Annotated in this window: 14 protein-coding genes; all 14 read right to left on the bottom strand. The window is 43.7% G+C overall.

What is annotated here, in order from left to right; translation table 11 throughout:
• Window positions 1-43: 43 nt before the first annotated feature.
• Genes ftsZ through rsmH form a run of 14 tightly spaced genes read right to left on the bottom strand, consistent with a single transcriptional unit; the run spans window position 44 to window position 16,269 of the window.
• The gene (gene ftsZ, locus L1272_RS06515) at window positions 44-1,291 is read right to left on the bottom strand and encodes a cell division protein FtsZ (protein ID WP_138598842.1); all 1,248 of its coding nucleotides are present in this window, start codon (window positions 1,289-1,291) and stop codon (window positions 44-46) included.
• A gap of 21 nt (window positions 1,292-1,312) precedes the next feature.
• Window positions 1,313-2,545, bottom strand: a complete 1,233-nt coding sequence (gene ftsA / locus L1272_RS06510) for a cell division protein FtsA (RefSeq protein ID WP_054552726.1) — start codon at window positions 2,543-2,545, stop codon at window positions 1,313-1,315.
• Window positions 2,542-3,321, bottom strand: coding sequence for a cell division protein FtsQ/DivIB (locus L1272_RS06505; RefSeq protein ID WP_054552727.1), 780 nt, complete (start codon window positions 3,319-3,321; stop codon window positions 2,542-2,544). Before L1272_RS06505 ends, ftsA begins: the two co-directional genes overlap by 4 nt.
• Window position 3,322: 1 nt before the next feature.
• On the bottom strand, window positions 3,323-4,243 hold the full coding sequence (locus tag L1272_RS06500; protein ID WP_138598841.1) for a D-alanine--D-alanine ligase: 921 nt from the start codon (window positions 4,241-4,243) through the stop codon (window positions 3,323-3,325).
• The gene (gene murC / locus L1272_RS06495) at window positions 4,240-5,676 is read right to left on the bottom strand and encodes a UDP-N-acetylmuramate--L-alanine ligase (RefSeq protein ID WP_206769780.1); all 1,437 of its coding nucleotides are present in this window, start codon (window positions 5,674-5,676) and stop codon (window positions 4,240-4,242) included. The genes L1272_RS06500 and murC overlap by 4 nt, the downstream gene beginning before the upstream one ends.
• Before the next feature lie 17 nt (window positions 5,677-5,693).
• On the bottom strand, window positions 5,694-6,767 hold the full coding sequence (gene murG / locus L1272_RS06490; protein WP_138598839.1) for an undecaprenyldiphospho-muramoylpentapeptide beta-N-acetylglucosaminyltransferase: 1,074 nt from the start codon (window positions 6,765-6,767) through the stop codon (window positions 5,694-5,696).
• Window positions 6,764-7,939, bottom strand: a complete 1,176-nt coding sequence (gene ftsW, locus L1272_RS06485; RefSeq protein ID WP_054552731.1) for a cell division protein FtsW — start codon at window positions 7,937-7,939, stop codon at window positions 6,764-6,766. The genes murG and ftsW overlap by 4 nt, the downstream gene beginning before the upstream one ends.
• Complete coding sequence (gene murD / locus L1272_RS06480) at window positions 7,936-9,261, bottom strand: UDP-N-acetylmuramoyl-L-alanine--D-glutamate ligase (RefSeq protein WP_054552732.1); 1,326 nt, start codon at window positions 9,259-9,261, stop codon at window positions 7,936-7,938. The genes ftsW and murD overlap by 4 nt, the downstream gene beginning before the upstream one ends.
• Entirely contained in the window at window positions 9,262-10,344 is a 1,083-nt protein-coding gene (gene mraY, locus L1272_RS06475) for a phospho-N-acetylmuramoyl-pentapeptide-transferase (protein ID WP_054552733.1), read from the bottom strand. It abuts the gene before it with no gap.
• Entirely contained in the window at window positions 10,338-11,726 is a 1,389-nt protein-coding gene (locus tag L1272_RS06470) for a UDP-N-acetylmuramoyl-tripeptide--D-alanyl-D-alanine ligase (protein ID WP_235373016.1), read from the bottom strand. Before L1272_RS06470 ends, mraY begins: the two co-directional genes overlap by 7 nt.
• Window positions 11,723-13,201, bottom strand: coding sequence for a UDP-N-acetylmuramoyl-L-alanyl-D-glutamate--2,6-diaminopimelate ligase (murE, locus tag L1272_RS06465; protein WP_138598836.1), 1,479 nt, complete (start codon window positions 13,199-13,201; stop codon window positions 11,723-11,725). Before murE ends, L1272_RS06470 begins: the two co-directional genes overlap by 4 nt.
• On the bottom strand, window positions 13,194-15,011 hold the full coding sequence (locus tag L1272_RS06460; protein ID WP_054552736.1) for a penicillin-binding transpeptidase domain-containing protein: 1,818 nt from the start codon (window positions 15,009-15,011) through the stop codon (window positions 13,194-13,196). The genes murE and L1272_RS06460 overlap by 8 nt, the downstream gene beginning before the upstream one ends.
• On the bottom strand, window positions 15,008-15,334 hold the full coding sequence (ftsL, locus tag L1272_RS06455) for a cell division protein FtsL (RefSeq protein ID WP_054552737.1): 327 nt from the start codon (window positions 15,332-15,334) through the stop codon (window positions 15,008-15,010). Before ftsL ends, L1272_RS06460 begins: the two co-directional genes overlap by 4 nt.
• Window positions 15,334-16,269 carry a 16S rRNA (cytosine(1402)-N(4))-methyltransferase RsmH gene (gene rsmH, locus L1272_RS06450; RefSeq protein WP_054552738.1) on the bottom strand — a complete coding sequence of 312 codons (936 nt, stop codon included), beginning with the start codon at window positions 16,267-16,269 and terminating at the stop codon, window positions 15,334-15,336. The genes ftsL and rsmH overlap by 1 nt, the downstream gene beginning before the upstream one ends.
• Between the last annotated feature and the right edge of the window lie 13 nt (window positions 16,270-16,282).

The following is a 16,282-nucleotide window of genomic DNA, read 5'->3' as shown; positions in this document are numbered from 1 at the left end:
CAATTTGTTTATTTATCGAACAAAATTACCAACAAAAACTGTCTTAGTCAGCTTGCTTTCTTAGGAAAGCTGGAATGTCGAAGTAATCGCCACCCTCTGATTTATCAGACTTTTTGCTGCTCTCAGTGCTGCTAGATACTGAGCTGCTCGTTGTACTTTGTTGTACTGGCTCTTGCTTTTCAGACGCAGATGACATGCTTACATCATCACCGCTGCTTTGACTTGCAAAGCTTGGTACATACATGCTGCTAGTTGTTTGGTTCATTGAGCTTTGTACATCAGAACCTGATGCTTTCTTAAAGCCATTATCAACAATGCCAAACTGTGGACGACGATCACCGCCTAAACCTGTTGCAACAACCGTTACACGTAACTCGTCGCTCATTTCAGGGTCAATTACCGCACCCACAACCACTGTTGCGTTTTCTGACGCAAGTGCTTTAACGTGGTTACCAACAATTTCAAATTCTTCAATCGCGATATCCATACCTGCCGTGATATTAACTAGGATACCTTTAGCGCCTGTTAAATCGACATCTTCAAGTAGCGGGCTTGAGATAGCCGCTTCTGCAGCTTCTTGCGCACGGTCAGGGCCAGACGCAGATGCTGTGCCCATCATCGCAGTACCCATCGCTGACATAACTGTACGTACGTCGGCGAAATCCACGTTGATTAGACCAGAACGTGTGATTAGTTCTGCAATACCTTGTACCGCACCAAATAATACGTCATTCGCTTTTGCGAAGGCATCTAATAGTGTAGTGCCTTTACCTAAAACTTTAAGCAATTTATTGTTCGGAATTGTAATAAGTGAATCTACAGTTTCTGACAATTCATTAATGCCTTGTTCAGCAGCTGCAGCACGCTTTTTACCTTCAAAGTCAAACGGGCGCGTTACAACAGCAACCGTTAAAATGCCTAACTCTTTAGCAATTTTAGCAACCACTGGTGCAGCACCTGTACCCGTACCACCGCCCATACCTGCTGCGATGAATACCATATCAGCGCCTTCTAAGCTGGCACGGATAGTCTCAGCGTCTTCTTCAGCAGAATTACGACCCACTTCAGGGTTAGCACCCGCACCTAGACCAGAGGTGATTTGTGTACCTAGCTGTACAGTGACATCTGCTGATGAATTACGTAATGCTTGTGCATCCGTATTCGCAGCAATGAAACGTACACCTTCAATTTGTTGTTTTACCATGTGCTCAACAGCGTTACCGCCGCCACCGCCCACGCCAATTACTTTAATGACAGCTTCTTCGCTGTGCTGTTCCATCATATCAAACATGTTTACTCTCCGACTTGAGTCTTAAAACTCACCTTGGAACCATTTAGTAATACGGTTCCACCAATTATTATCACCTTCTGCTTTCGACTTTTGTGCATTCATCGATTGCATTGTACGGCCGTATTGTAACAAACCAACCGCGGTTGCGTACGAAGGATCATCTACATAATCTGTCAAACCAACAATCCCGATTGGTTTGCCAATTCTGACCGGCATTTGGAAAATGTCTTCTGCCACTTCCATTGCACCCGTCATTTTTGCTGTTCCGCCAGTAATGACGAGACCTGCAGCAATTTGGTCTTCAAAACCTGAGCGGCGGATTTCTTCCATCGCCAACTCGAATAATTCTCTAAAACGAGGCTCAACAACCTCAGCTAAGGTATGGCGCGACATAATACGCGCTGGTCGGCCACCCACACTCGGTACTTCAATAGTGTCTTCGTTGCTTGCCATCTGGCTACTCGCACATGCATATTGTACTTTGAGTGACTCAGCATGTGATATAGGCGTTCTAAATATTTTTGCAATATCACCAGTCACTTGGTTACCGGCTACAGGAATAACGGCTGAGTGGCGAAGCGCACCATTAATATAAATGGTGATATCCATGGTACCGCCACCAATATCTAACACGGCTACACCCAGTTCTTTTTCGTCATCTGTAAGTACTGAGTAACATGATGCCAGTGCCGTGAAGATCAACTGATCGACTTCAAGGCCACAACGCTCAACACATTTCTCGATATTCTTTGCCATATCGTTTGAGCAAGTAATAATGTGCGCGCGAGCTTCCATACGTACACCGCTCATGCCAAGTGGGTTTTTAATCCCTTCTTGCATATCGATGCTGTACTCTTGTGGCAATGCATGTAGCATTTTTCGTTCTGCCGAAATAGGCACTGAACGCGCAATGTGGATGACATTTTCAATATCTTCGTCTGTCACTTCCGTGTTGTTAATTGCCACTACACCGCTTTCATTTTGGCACTGGATATGTTTTCCAGAAATCCCTAAATAAACAGAGCTAATACGGCAATCAGCCATTAGCTCAGCTTCATCTATAGCTCGACGAATCGATTCAGAAACAAGGTTAAGGTCGTTAACGCCGCCTTTATCCATACCATGCGATACTTGGCTGCCAACACCCACAATGCTTAGTTTGTTATCTGCGGTGATTTCACCAACGGTGGCCACAACTTTCGATGTGCCAACGTCTAATCCAATCACTAGGTTTCTTTCTGCTGACTTGGTCATGCCTTACTCTTATTTTCTAATTGTTCTTCTTGCACTGGCTTCCAGCTCACTGCAAGACCGGTATCATACCGTAAATCAACAACATCGATTTGTGCATCTGCACGTTGTTCCATGCGCGGATACACGTCAATAAAACGCTGTACACGCTTTGCTTTTTCTTTGCGGCCTAAGTTCAGGCGAATGCCGTTATCAAGCCATAACTGCCACGAAAAGCGCTCAGAAAGCGCTAAACTAGTCAGCTCTAAGTTATTCACTTTGAGCATTTCTTGAAATTGACTAAATGCTGTCCACGCCTCAATCTCACTGCCTTCAGGGCCGTATAATTGTGGCAAGCTTGTGGGTAATTTATCACTACTTGCTTGGAACACTTCGCCAGCTTGGTTTAACAGCATATCACTGTTCCAATGAGCTACAGCTTGATGTTCAACAACATATACTTGCAGGGTATCTGGCCATTGCTTTCTGACCGATGCCGTTGCCACCCACGGCAAGCTTTGTACTAAGCGTTGCACATGTTTTACGTCTAATTCAAAAAAACTCGATAAGTCGGCTTTTTTTATTGCACCAATAATTGCTTTCTCATCAGTATATTGGGGCTGTCCAAGTACTGATAAATGCTTTATTTGTGCGTCTTTGTTTTCTACCAACCAATCTGAGACGCCCGTGGTGATTTTTACTAATGCAAAAATCACGACTAGAAAAAAGCTCACACCAAAAATCAACGACCAATTTAGTTGCTGTTTTAATTGTTGCGCTTTTTCTAAAAAAGGATGCATATTAAAGGGTTTGCTCCAAAATGCGAACAACTAATTGCTCAAAGCTTGCACCATTCGCTTTCGCTGCCATGGGCACTAAAGACTTTTCTGTCATGCCTGGTACCGTATTTACTTCTAATAAGTAAAAGTTACCTTGCTGATCACGCATCGCATCAACACGCCCCCAACCACTTGCACCCACTAAATCAAATGCTTTTAATGCCATATCTTGCAACAATTCAGTTTCTTGCGCAGATATATCTGCAGGGCAATGATACTGAGTTGTATTCGATTGATACTTAGCTTGATAGTCATAAAAGCCATTTGGCGTCGTCATCTCAATGACAGGCTGAACATCTTGCCCAAGTACAGCAACAGTAAATTCACGGCCAGTGATCCATTGCTCAACAAGCACTTGGCTATCAAACTTAAATGCAGCGTTAAGCGCCGCATCGAGTTGCTCAGCGCTGCTTGCTTCTGCCATACCAATGCTTGAGCCTTCATGTGACGGTTTTACCATCACTTTGCCAAACTCATTAATAATCGCTTGGCTATCAAACTCATGGCGGCTATCAACAACAGTGTAAGGTGCTGTGCTTAGCCCCATTGCTTTAAATAAGTGCTTACAACGCACTTTATCCATCGCAAGCGCAGAACCTAAAACGTCACTGCCAGTATATGGGATACCCATAAATTCAAGTGCACCTTGAATAGTGCCATCTTCGCCACCACGACCATGCAGAGCAATAAACACACGTTCAATGTTTAGCTCTTTTAATTGCCATAGCGGCTGATCTTTCGGATCAAAAGCAATGGCATCAACGCCAGCACTTTGCAAAGCATTCAATACAGCTTGGCCTGATTTAAGAGAGACTTCTCGTTCGGCAGATGTGCCACCAAAAAGTACCGCTACTTTGCCAAATTTGTCACTTAACTGGCTCATACGTTTACCTGCTTTAGTTGTTCAATAGACAACTCGGTTGCTGCTAACTTTTTCACTAACTGGCCAATGTTACCAGCGCCTTGTGTTAAAACTAAATCATTATCTTGCAGTGTACTGGCAAGAACACCAGCAAGCTCGGAGCTGTTGGCAATATGTAATGGTTCTTTACCACGCTGGCGTAAACTACGACATAAACTCTTGCTGTCGGCCCCTACAATTGGCTCTTCACCCGCTGAATACACATCTAGCAGTAATAACTGATCAACATCAGCCAGTACTTTGACAAAGTCTTCGTATAAATCACGGGTTCGACTATAACGGTGCGGCTGATAAATCATCACTAAACGTTTATCTGGCCACCCTTCACGAACCGCCGCAATTGTTGCTGCAACTTCTGATGGGTGATGACCATAATCATCAACTAACATCACATTACCGCGTTCATTCTCAAAGCTTCCATAATGCTGAAAACGACGGCCTACGCCTTCAAATTTTGTCAGCGCTTCTAAAATTGCATGGTTAGCGATGTTTTGATCTTTAGCCACCGCAATCGCAGCTGTCGCGTTAAGCGCATTGTGCTTACCCGGCATATTAAGCGTAACGGCTAGGCTTTCACCTTGCTTATTCACAACATTAAATGAACAAGTATTCGCTGCTTGACTAAAATCAACCATGCGGTAATCAGCTTCTGCCGACTCACCATAGGTAATCACAGGGCGTCCAAAGCGAGGGATCAACTCCGCTGCAACCTCAGAATCAATACACACAACAGCTAAACCATAAAACGGTAAGTTATGAATGAAATCAACATACGTGTCTTTCATTTTTTCTAAGCTACCGCCGTATGTATCCATGTGATCTTCTTCAATATTCGTGATCACCGACACCATAGGCTGTAAGTGTAAGAATGACGCATCACTCTCATCAGCTTCAGCAATTAAAAAGTCGCTTTTACCGACCTTGGCATTACTTCCAGCACTGTTTAACAAGCCACCAATAATAAAGGTTGGATCAAGGCCCGCTTGTGCATAAATACTTGCTATTAAACTGGTTGTTGTTGTTTTACCATGAGTGCCCGCTACAGCAATACCGTGGCGAAAGCGCATTAATTCTGCCAACATTTCGGCGCGGCGAACAATTGGAATACGTGCCGCTTTTGCTGCTTTAATCTCAGGATTTTGCTCGTTAATCGCACTTGATACCACGACAACGCTGGCATCTTTTACATTGTTCTCATCATGACCAATAAATACTTCTGCACCCACTTGTATTAAGCGCTCAGTCATCGCACTGTGCGCAATGTCTGAACCTGTGATACGGTAGCCTTCAAAAGCAAGTACTTCGGCAATACCACCCATGCCTGCGCCACCAATACCCACAAAGTGGATGGTGTCTATACGACGCATCGCAGGACGAGTGTTGTTTTCTTTCATCGTGCTTTCTTTCACTACTAATCTCTTCTATCTGCTAGTTGCTCACAGCGTTTTGCAACATTGGCTGTGGCATCTAAAATAGCAAGCTGTTTTGCTTTACTTGCCATTGTTGAAATTTTTTCTGGTGCATTTACGTAAGGCGTTAATAACTCAACAACCGCCGCTTGGTTAAACTCACTTTGCTGCATAATCAATGCAGCTTGCTCAGTCACTAAATACTTTGCATTGGCAGTTTGATGGTCATCGACAGCATGTGGAAAAGGCACAAATAAGGCCATTCTTCCGGCTGCCGCAATCTCACTCACCGTTAATGCACCAGCTCGGCAAATTACCAAATCAGCCCATTGATATGCGCTATCCATATCATCAATGAATTCAGCGACTTTACTATTTTCAGTTAACCCTAACTGTTGATAGCTGGCAGTCACATTCGGTTCATTATTTTTACCTGTTTGGTGCCATATATTAAGCGTTGTTAGCGCTGAAAGTTCACTGAATACAGCTGGTAAAGTCTCATTAAGAACTTGCGCACCGAGTGAACCGCCAACTACTAGCACATTAATCGGTGTCGCTGTTTGCTTTACAGTGACATTAGCGACACTTGCTCGCACAGGGTTACCCACCACTTCGCATTGTTCTTTTGCAAAAGCCGATGGAAAAGCAGCTAAAACTTTATTGGCAAACTTTGCTAGCCAACGATTACTCATGCCTGCAACAGCATTTTGCTCATGAATAACCAAAGGAATACCTAAGCTCTTTGCTGCAATGCCCGTAGGTCCAGTCACATAACCACCCATAGCTAAAACAACATCGGGCTTTTGTGCTTTTAAAATTTTGCGTGCTTGAAAAATGGCATTCATCACCATAAATGGTGCCTTGACCAAACGTTTAATACCATTGCCACGCACACCTTTCACATTGATAAAATCAATCTCAATGTTGTGCTTAGGTACTACCGTTGCTTCCATTCTGTCAGGCGTGCCAATCCAGCTAACCTGCCAGCCTTGCTGCTTTAAAAAATCAGCAACTGCAATACCCGGGAAAATATGACCACCAGTACCGCCTGCAACAACAAGTAATTTTTTACTCATCGCTTACCTCCTCGAGAGGTTGCCTGCTTAGTTGCCATTTTTGTCTCAAAATCTATTCGCAAAAGTACACCTGTTGCTATGGTCATAATTAATAAACTAGAGCCACCGTAAGAAACAAACGGCAGTGTTAAACCTTTGGTTGGCAAAATACCCGCACTTGCGCCAACATTTACCATGGTTTGAAACGCAAACCAGATACCAATAGCAAAAGCAAAATAGCCTTCGTACTCTTTGCCGCATTTCAATGCTTTTTGACCAATTAACAGGGCTCTGAATACAAACACAGCAAGCACAATCAAAATACTTAATACGCCAAAAAAGCCAAGCTCTTCACCAATCACTGCAAAGATAAAGTCATTATGTGCTTCAGGAAGATATTGCAGTTTTTGCACGCTATTTCCTAAGCCTTGACCAAACCAACCACCTTGACTGTATGCCATTAGCGATTGCACTAACTGATAACCTTTACCGAATGGATCTTCCCACGGCTCTAAAAAGCCAGTGACACGAGCCATACGGTATGGTTCAGCGATAATTAGCACTACCACGGCAGCAATACCCGTTAAAATAAGGCCAAAAAACTGCCATAACTTAGCCCCCGCTAAAAACAACAAACCAACTGTCGTCACAAACAGTACAACTACGGTCCCTAAGTCTGGTTGCATCAAAATCAAAAATGCATACACACCAAATACAGCTAATGGCTTGAAAAAACCTTTTAAGTTCTCTTGTACTTCTTCACGTTTACGTACCAAGTAACCGGCAATATAGCTAAAGAAATACAACTTGGCGGCTTCAGCAACCTGAAAGCCCACAGGGCCAATAGGTATCCAACGCTTTGCACCGTTCACTTCACGGCCAACAATCAGCACTAAAACCAGCAAACCTAAACCCAGCAACAATAAATAGGCGTTACTGCGCTTCCACCAATCCATAGGCACGTTTGTGGCAATCCAAAATAAGAAAAAGCCCATAATTAAGAACATGCCGTGGCGAATAATAATGTGATACGGATTATCAAATAATCGCTCTGCTGTTGGCATAGAGGCACTGGTTACCATCACAAAGCCAACGCCAATCAACATCAACATGCAATACAATAACGGCACATCATAAAGCTGTGGCGATTGCTTTGGTGTTAATGCGTCACGGATGTCAGCAAATGCAATCATACTGCCTCCGCCAATACGCACTGCGCAAAATCATCACCACGTTGCATGTAATTGTTGTACATATCAATGCTGGCACATGCGGGTGCTAATAAAACGATATCGCCACTGCTGCTTAACTGTTTTGCTAGTTGCACAGCTTCATGCATGTTGGTGGTTAGGTGGCCTTTTTCGGTTAATGCTACGAGAGCTTTAGCATCCTTACCAAAACAAATAAGCGCTTTCACTTTGTTGTTTAAGTATGGCTTTAAGGCATCTAAATCAGCCCCCTTTGCATCACCACCGGCAATCACAACCAATTGCTTTGCTTGATCAGCTAAGCTTTCAATCGCAGCGATAGTTGCACCTACATTGGTCGCTTTTGAATCATTAAAGTATTTTACTTCATTAATTTCAGCGACAAACTGGCAACGGTGTGCAAGCCCAGTAAAAGCACTAAACGCTTGCTGGTAATGCCCTTTAGCAATATCAAACGGGCTCAGTAATGCCATCACCGCTAAAGCGTTTTGTTGATTGTGTGAACCAACAACATTTAAGCAGCTTGCTGGTAATACTGGTTTACCGTGTGCTGCAAAGTATTGTTCGCCTTGATGTTCAACCAAGGCAAAATCTGCATTGGCGAGCGCAAAGCTTACTTGGGGTTGCTTTGCAGTGTGTGTTGCCACATCAATGGCATTAACTACAGCAAGCTCTGAGCCATTATAAATACTTTGTTTAGAGTCTATGTATGCTTGATAACTTGAATAACGATCGAGATGGTCTTCACTCACATTCAAAACACAGGCACTTTTCGCTTTTAAGCTATGCGTGGTATCAAGTTGAAAACTCGACAGCTCAAGTACATAAACATCATAGTCTTGCGATAGTAAATCAAGTACCGCAGTACCAATGTTACCACCAAGGCCAACTTTATAACCGGCCGCTTTCAGTACTTCAAACGCCAATGTGACCACTGTCGACTTACCATTTGAACCTGTCACCGCGACAATTGGTTTATCGGTTAAACGGGCAAAAAGCTCCACGTCACCAATCACTTCAACACCAGCATCAATTGCTTTTGCTACAGCGGGTGTCGCGAGGCTTAAACCTGGGCTGATGATAATAATGTCATTGCTGGCTAAGTCTGCCTGTTCTAAATCACCAAAGTGAGTCGTTAACTCACTGGCATGCTCATTTAGCCAATCAGCACCCGGCGGCGCTGTGCGGCTATCAACAACAATTGGCTTAATATTCTGAGATAATAAAAAACGCACAATGCCCAGACCGGTTACACCGAGTCCGAGCACTGAAATTTGTTTGTTTTTAATCTCGTTAATAACTGTCATTTACCTGATCTTTAATGTCGCAAGGCCAGCAAGCACTAGCACGATTGAAATAATCCAAAAGCGCACAATTACGCGCGGCTCAGGCCACCCCTTTAATTCATAATGGTGGTGAATAGGCGCCATTCTAAAAATACGTTGACCACGTAATTTGTATGAGCCTACTTGTAAAATCACCGACAATGCTTCCATTACAAACACACCACCCATGATGATAAGTACCAGTTCTTGACGAACCAGCACCGCAATAATACCCAGTGCACCACCAAGTGCTAATGAACCTACATCACCCATAAATACCTGTGCTGGGTAGGTGTTAAACCATAAGAAACCAAGGCCAGCTCCCACAATTGCTGTACACACAACCACAAGCTCACTGGCGAGCGGTAAATGCGGAATATGTAGGTAGCTTGAGAAATTAACGTTACCTGTTAAATAAGCAATAATGGCGAGTGCTGCCGCCACTAAAATGGTTGGCACAATCGCTAAACCATCAAGGCCATCTGTTAGGTTTACCGCGTTCGACGTACCTACAATTACAAAGTAAGTCATCACGATATAAAACAACCCTAGCTGTGGTAGCACGTCTTTAAAAAACGGCACAACTAACGAGGTTTCGCTGCCTTGCTGCGAGGTAAAATAAAGTGCGCTGGCAACCACTAACGCAATCACTGATTGCCAAAAGTATTTCCATTTAGCAATTAACCCTTTAGGGTCTTTGCGGATCACTTTACGGTAGTCATCAATAAAACCAACCACACCTAACGAGCCCACGACAAATAAGGTTGCCCAAACATATTTATTTGAAAGGTCTGCCCACAGTAATGTGCTGGTAAAAATCGCCCCTAAAATCAAAATGCCGCCCATAGTTGGCGTACCTTTTTTAGATAGGTGAGATTCTGGACCATCGTGACGAACCACCTGACCAATCTGCATTTTTTGCAATGCACGAATTAGCTTAGGACCAAAATAAAGTGAGATAAGTAGCGCTGTTAAAATACCTAAAATTGCGCGCAGCGTTAGGTAAGAAAAAACATTAAAGCCACTGTAATATTGTGTTAAATACTCTGCCAGCCAAACTAACATGACGATACTCCATTATTGCCATTTTGCTGGCTATTTACTAAATCTGTGACCACAAGCTCCATACGAGAACTGCGCGAACCTTTTACAACAACTGTGGTTTTTTGCGTCGATTGAGCAAGTTCACTTTGTAATTGTTGTAATAATTGTTCACGGCTTGAGAAGTGGCGGTTTGGCTTTTCAAATACATCACTGGCTGATTTACTTAATACACCTAGGCTGTAAAGCTCATCAATGCCTTTTTGCTGTGCATATTCACCGACTTGTTGATGATAAAAACGCGCTTCTTCACCAAGCTCCCCCATATCACCTAACGCAAAAATACGACGCCCCGGCATATCACTTAACAAATCAATTGCCGCTTTAACCGATTGCACATTCGCGTTGTAGGTATCATCAATCACCGTCAATGTGTCTGACACTTTAAGGACGTTTACACGACCTTTAACTTCACCCATGGTTGCCAGCGCCGATGCGACACTTTCGAGACTTACACCGAGCTCAGTGGTTAAGGCGGTGGCTATTAACGCATTAGCAATATTATGCTTGCCCGGTAATGCCAGAGTGACAGGTACTTTTTTATCTTTATTGCAAAGCACAAAAGAAGCGCGCGCTTGTTCATCAAGCACCACATCTTCTGCCCAATAATCTAATTGTTGGCTAGTAGAAAAACGTTTTACGTTGCGATTAGTTAATTTATCAAGCCAAAAATCGGCATAATCGCTGTCGCAATTAACTACGGCAACACCATCAGGCTTTAAGCCATCATAGATTTCGCCTTTGGCCGTTGCTACACCTTGTAATGAGCCAAAGCCCTCTAAGTGAGAAGCTGCAACATTACATACCACAGCAACATCAGGTTTCGTCATTGCAACGGTGTAAGCAATTTCACCAATGTGGTTTGCACCTAACTCAATCACCGCATATTGGTGTTGTGGTTCAAGGCGTAATAACGTGAGTGGTACGCCAATGTCATTATTAAAGTTGCCTTTTGTTGCTAGTACTTCACCATGACCAGATAAAATCGCCGCACACATTTCTTTTACGGTCGTTTTACCCACGCTACCAGTAATAGCAATTGTTTTCGGTGCAACCTGTGCCATCACAGCTGCGCCGATGTGACCTAGCGCAATACGTGTGTCACTAACCACAAACTGCACAATATCGACATTAACAGGGCGCGCTACAATAGCAGCTATCGCGCCTTTTTCTTTTGCTTGCGCAACAAATTTATGGCCATCAAAATTAGGCCCTTGTAGCGCTAAAAACACTTCACCGTCACGCAAAGTACGGGTGTCAGTGTTAATATTTTTTACCGTTTGATTACCACCTTGGTAATCGGTTGCTAGAACTTTAGCTAGCCAATCAAAATCCATAGGGATCATAACTGCGCCCCTTGCGATTTTTCTTTTAATTGTTGTTGTACATATTGACGATCGCAGAAGTCGATTCGTTGGTCGCCAATAATTTGATAGTCTTCGTGGCCTTTACCCGCAATAAGAATGACATCATCAGCACTCGCTTGCGAAATGGCATAACTAATAGCCTGCGCTCGGTCTGCTTCACAATGTGCGCGTTCAGGCTGCTTAAGCCCCGCAACCACATCAGCGATAATAGCGTCAGGGTCTTCACTTCTTGGGTTATCGCTGGTGACAATAATACGGTCTGCATTGCCTTCAGCTGCTTTTGCCATCATCGGGCGCTTGCCTTTGTCTCTGTCACCACCACAGCCAAACACACAGCTAACGCCACCTGGAACGTGCTTTTGCAATGCTTGTAATGCCAGTGCTAATGCATCAGGAGTGTGGGCATAATCAACAATACAAGTCGGTTGACCTGGCGCACTAAATGCCTGCATGCGCCCAGCAACAGGCTGCAATGACTTACATCCTTCAACGAGTAAATCAAGTGGGTAACCCATACCTAATAAAGTGGCCATAGCAGCGGCTAAATTATATAAGTTAAACTCGCCAAACAGTGTGCAATTAACTTCGGCTAGCCCCCAGCTGGTATCAAACTTCGCCGAAATACCGCTGTTATCATAAGTTACATCGCTAAAATAAACAAAACGCGCATTTTCAGGCGTGAGGTTTTTATGGCCGTAACAAATTAGATTATTGAAGTCGTATTTTTCTAACCATGCTTCAACTTGCGCATCATCTTGATTAAGCACCACAAGCTGTGGCATATGGTCACGCATTAACATTAACTTGGCATCAGCGTAAGCATCCATGGTGCCGTGATAATCTAAGTGATCGCGTGTAAGATTAGTAAATACTGCTGCTTTAAACTGACAATTATCAACGCGATGCTGCACTAAACCATGAGATGAGACTTCCATGGCCACAACATCATTCTGCTCTGCGACAAGCTCAGATAAAATACGCTGTAAATCAACGCTCGATGGCGTGGTGTTTGCAAGCTCAGTTAGATTATCAGGGTGCCCATAACCGAGCGTACCAATCACTGCTGCGCGTTTATGACAGTGCTGTGCTAAGTGCGCAATCATTGCTGTGGTTGTTGACTTGCCATTGGTGCCTGTCACACCCACTAACTCAAGCTGCTTTGATGGTTGCTGGTAAAAAGCTGCTGCAAGTGCTGGCAGCTTTTTTGCTAAATCGGTAACTAAGTAAAGTGGTTCAAACTCACTTTCGAACTCACATAAACGGTCAGCAATAACTGCCACCGCACCATTTTCAATGGCTTTGTCAATAAACTGTCCGCCATCAAGCTGATGGCCTTTAATGGCGACAAACACATCGCCAGCTTTTACATCTCGACTATCAAGACGTAGTTGGTTAACCAATAAACTATTGGCCTCAACATCAATTTGATTAAGAATCGGTTTTAAATCACGCATCGTTATCTTTGCCTTCTACGTACGCAACCGCATCTTTGTCCGGTGCAACGTTTAGAATTCTTAAGGCATTGGAGACAATCTCTGCAAATGCAGGGCCTGCCGTCGCACCGCCGTAATAAACATCTCCACCCGGTTCATTAATCATTACTACTACCGCTAAACGTGGGTTACTCGCTGGCGCAATACCAGCAAAATAGCCAACATATTCGTCACCATACCCGCCCACAGCGGCTTTCTTAGAGGTACCTGTTTTGGCAGCAGCACGATAGCCATCAACATGAACTTTTTGTGCAGTACCACCTTTTTCGAATACGCTTTCCATCATGTGAACAACCGCTTCAACGTCTTTTTGTTGGAAAATACGTTCACCCTCTGGTACTGACTCTTGTTTAAGAACTGTTAGCGGGCGCATAACGCCACCAGAGCCTAACATGGCATAAAAACGAGCCATTTGGGCGGTACTTACAGCTAAGTTATAACCAAATGATAATGCAGCAATTTCATGATCTGACCAGCGTCGATTTGGGTAAAATAAACCGCTGCTTTCACCAACCATGCCTGTACCACTATCACTGCCAAACCCCACCTTTTGGTAAAGCCCTACAAAATAGTCTTTTGGTACTTCTTGACTGACCTTAGTTACACCCATATTACTTGAATACTTTAAGATTTCTCTTAAGGTCATCTCACCATGGTTACGGGTATCTTGCACAAGGCTGCCACCCACACGCATCCAGCCAGGATAAGTATCAATAATTGAATCCGGTTGAATTGCGCCGTAGTCTAAACCAGCTAAAATGGCTAGTGGCTTAACAGTAGAGCCTGGCTCAAACAAATCGGTGATAGCACGGTTACGACGCTTATGCGGTGCAGCATCGTTTAAGTTATTAGGGTTAAACGATGGGCTATTCACCATAGCTAATACTTCGCCGGTTTTAACATCAACAACCATGGCTGAACCCGAAGTAGCTTTATAGGTTAGAACTGCTGATTTTACTGCTTTATAAGCAATCGCTTGAATGCGCTGATCAATACTTAAATGAATGTTTTCAGGCTCAACACGTTCACGCTCATCAAGCACTTCTACTTCACGGCCTTGGGCATCTTTACGAATGGTGCGCTGACCTTCAACACCCGTTAACGCCTTTTCGTAAAGCTTTTCGATTCCCTCAATACCATGACCATCAATGTTAGTAAATCCAATAACATGGGCTGTTACTTCACCGGCAGGGTAATAACGTTTTGACTCATCAAGTAAGTGGATACCTGGTAAACGAAGATCACCAATATAGTTAGCAACAGCAGGGGTAACCTGACGTTTTAAGTAGACAAAACGACGCTTTGGATTATCACGAAGGCGAGAGTTAACTTTACTTGGGTCAATGCGTAATACATCCGCAAGTTCACGCCAGCGAATATCATTATTGTAATAAGCGGCAATACGTTTATCTAACTCAACCGTATTTTCAGCCAGTGCTTGTTGATCTTCACCATTTTTTCTAGCTTGACGCAGTACCTTACTGATCAGTGATTTATGCAGCGCTTTCGGATCCGCATACACACTTACCACAGGTACGCTGACCGCCAACTCTTTGCCATTGCGATCGAAGATCATGCCACGTTGCACATGTTGTTTTTCAACACGCACAGTTCGTTTATCACTTTCAGAACGCGCTTTATCTGGTTCAATAACCTGTAAAAAAGCGGCACGCGCAACCAGCGTCATAAAGACTAAAAACACCACTGAGCACACCAGCAAAAAACGCCATGTAATTAAGGTATTTGTTGGCTTTTTCCCTCTGCTTCTCATCGCAGTATTACCACCTGTTCGTCTTGGCTAGTTGGCCGTTTCATTTCTAATTGCATAGTCGCGACTTCTTCAATGCGCGCATGCTGTGAATAAAACTCTTCTTCTACGAGCAAGTAACGCCACTCAAGATCGAGCTCATCACGCTCTTGCAATAATTTGTCTTGTTCAATCAATTGCTGACGCGCTAGATGCGTCACCTGAACCACACTCAAACTAGATGCGAGGATCACAACCAACAAGGCCAAGGTCAGCTTATTAGCTCCTAGGCCTTTGAAAATTTCTGTAAATAAATTAGGTTGGCGATGTGTCGCTTTAGCTTTCATTACAACCTCTGCGCAACCCTTAACACTGAACTACGTGAACGCGGGTTTGCTTCAATCTCCGCCTTACTCGGCTTAATGGCTTTACCCACTGCCTTTAACGTCAGGTTTTTGTTTATTTGTGCGTCCGTCAAAGGCAGACCTCTGGGTATCGCCTCTCCCTTACTCTGTTTTTTAATAAACTGCTTAACAATGCGATCTTCTAACGAGTGGAACGAAATAACCACTAAACGTCCCCCTGGTTTTAAAACCTCAACAGCGGCTTGCAATGCAGTTTGAATTTCTTCAAGCTCACTATTGATATAAATACGGATCGCTTGGAATGTGCGTGTAGCTGGGTGTTTGTGCTTATCTTTAACTGGCACAGCTTCATCGACTAAATCAGCAAGCTGCTTAGTACTTGTGATTGCAGTGTGCTCACGTGTTTCAATGATCTTATGAGCAATTCGACGACCAAATTTTTCTTCGCCATAGGTTTTAATCACATGCGTGATATCTTCTAGTTCAGCTTCAGCTAGCCATTGTGCAGCACTGCGACCACTAGTTGGATCCATACGCATATCAAGTGGGCCATCTTTCATAAAACTAAAACCGCGTTCAGCATCATCAAGCTGTGGTGAAGAAACACCGATATCCAACAAAATACCGTCAACTTTACCGATTAAATCGTTATCTTCAGCAACCGCTTTTAGGTTTGAAAAACGAGTGTGAGCAATTGAAAAACGCGCATCATCGGCAAATTTTTCGGCGGCTTTAATAGCTTGTGGATCCTGATCAATCGCCTGTAAGCGACCTTGTTCACTTAAACGCGCAAGAATTTGCCCCGAGTGCCCACCGCGACCAAATGTGCCATCCATGTAAATGCCTTCAGGTTTAATATCCAAAGCATCTATGGTTTCGTCCATCAGTACAGAGACATGTTCAAATTGCGCTGTCATTAGCTATTATTTG

It is taken from the genome of Pseudoalteromonas sp. PAST1 (genome assembly GCF_021532515.1).
GTDB lineage: Bacteria > Pseudomonadota > Gammaproteobacteria > Enterobacterales > Alteromonadaceae > Pseudoalteromonas > Pseudoalteromonas simplex.
The sequence above is the reverse complement of the archived record's forward strand: the minus strand, read 5'-3'. Positions and strand labels throughout refer to the sequence as shown.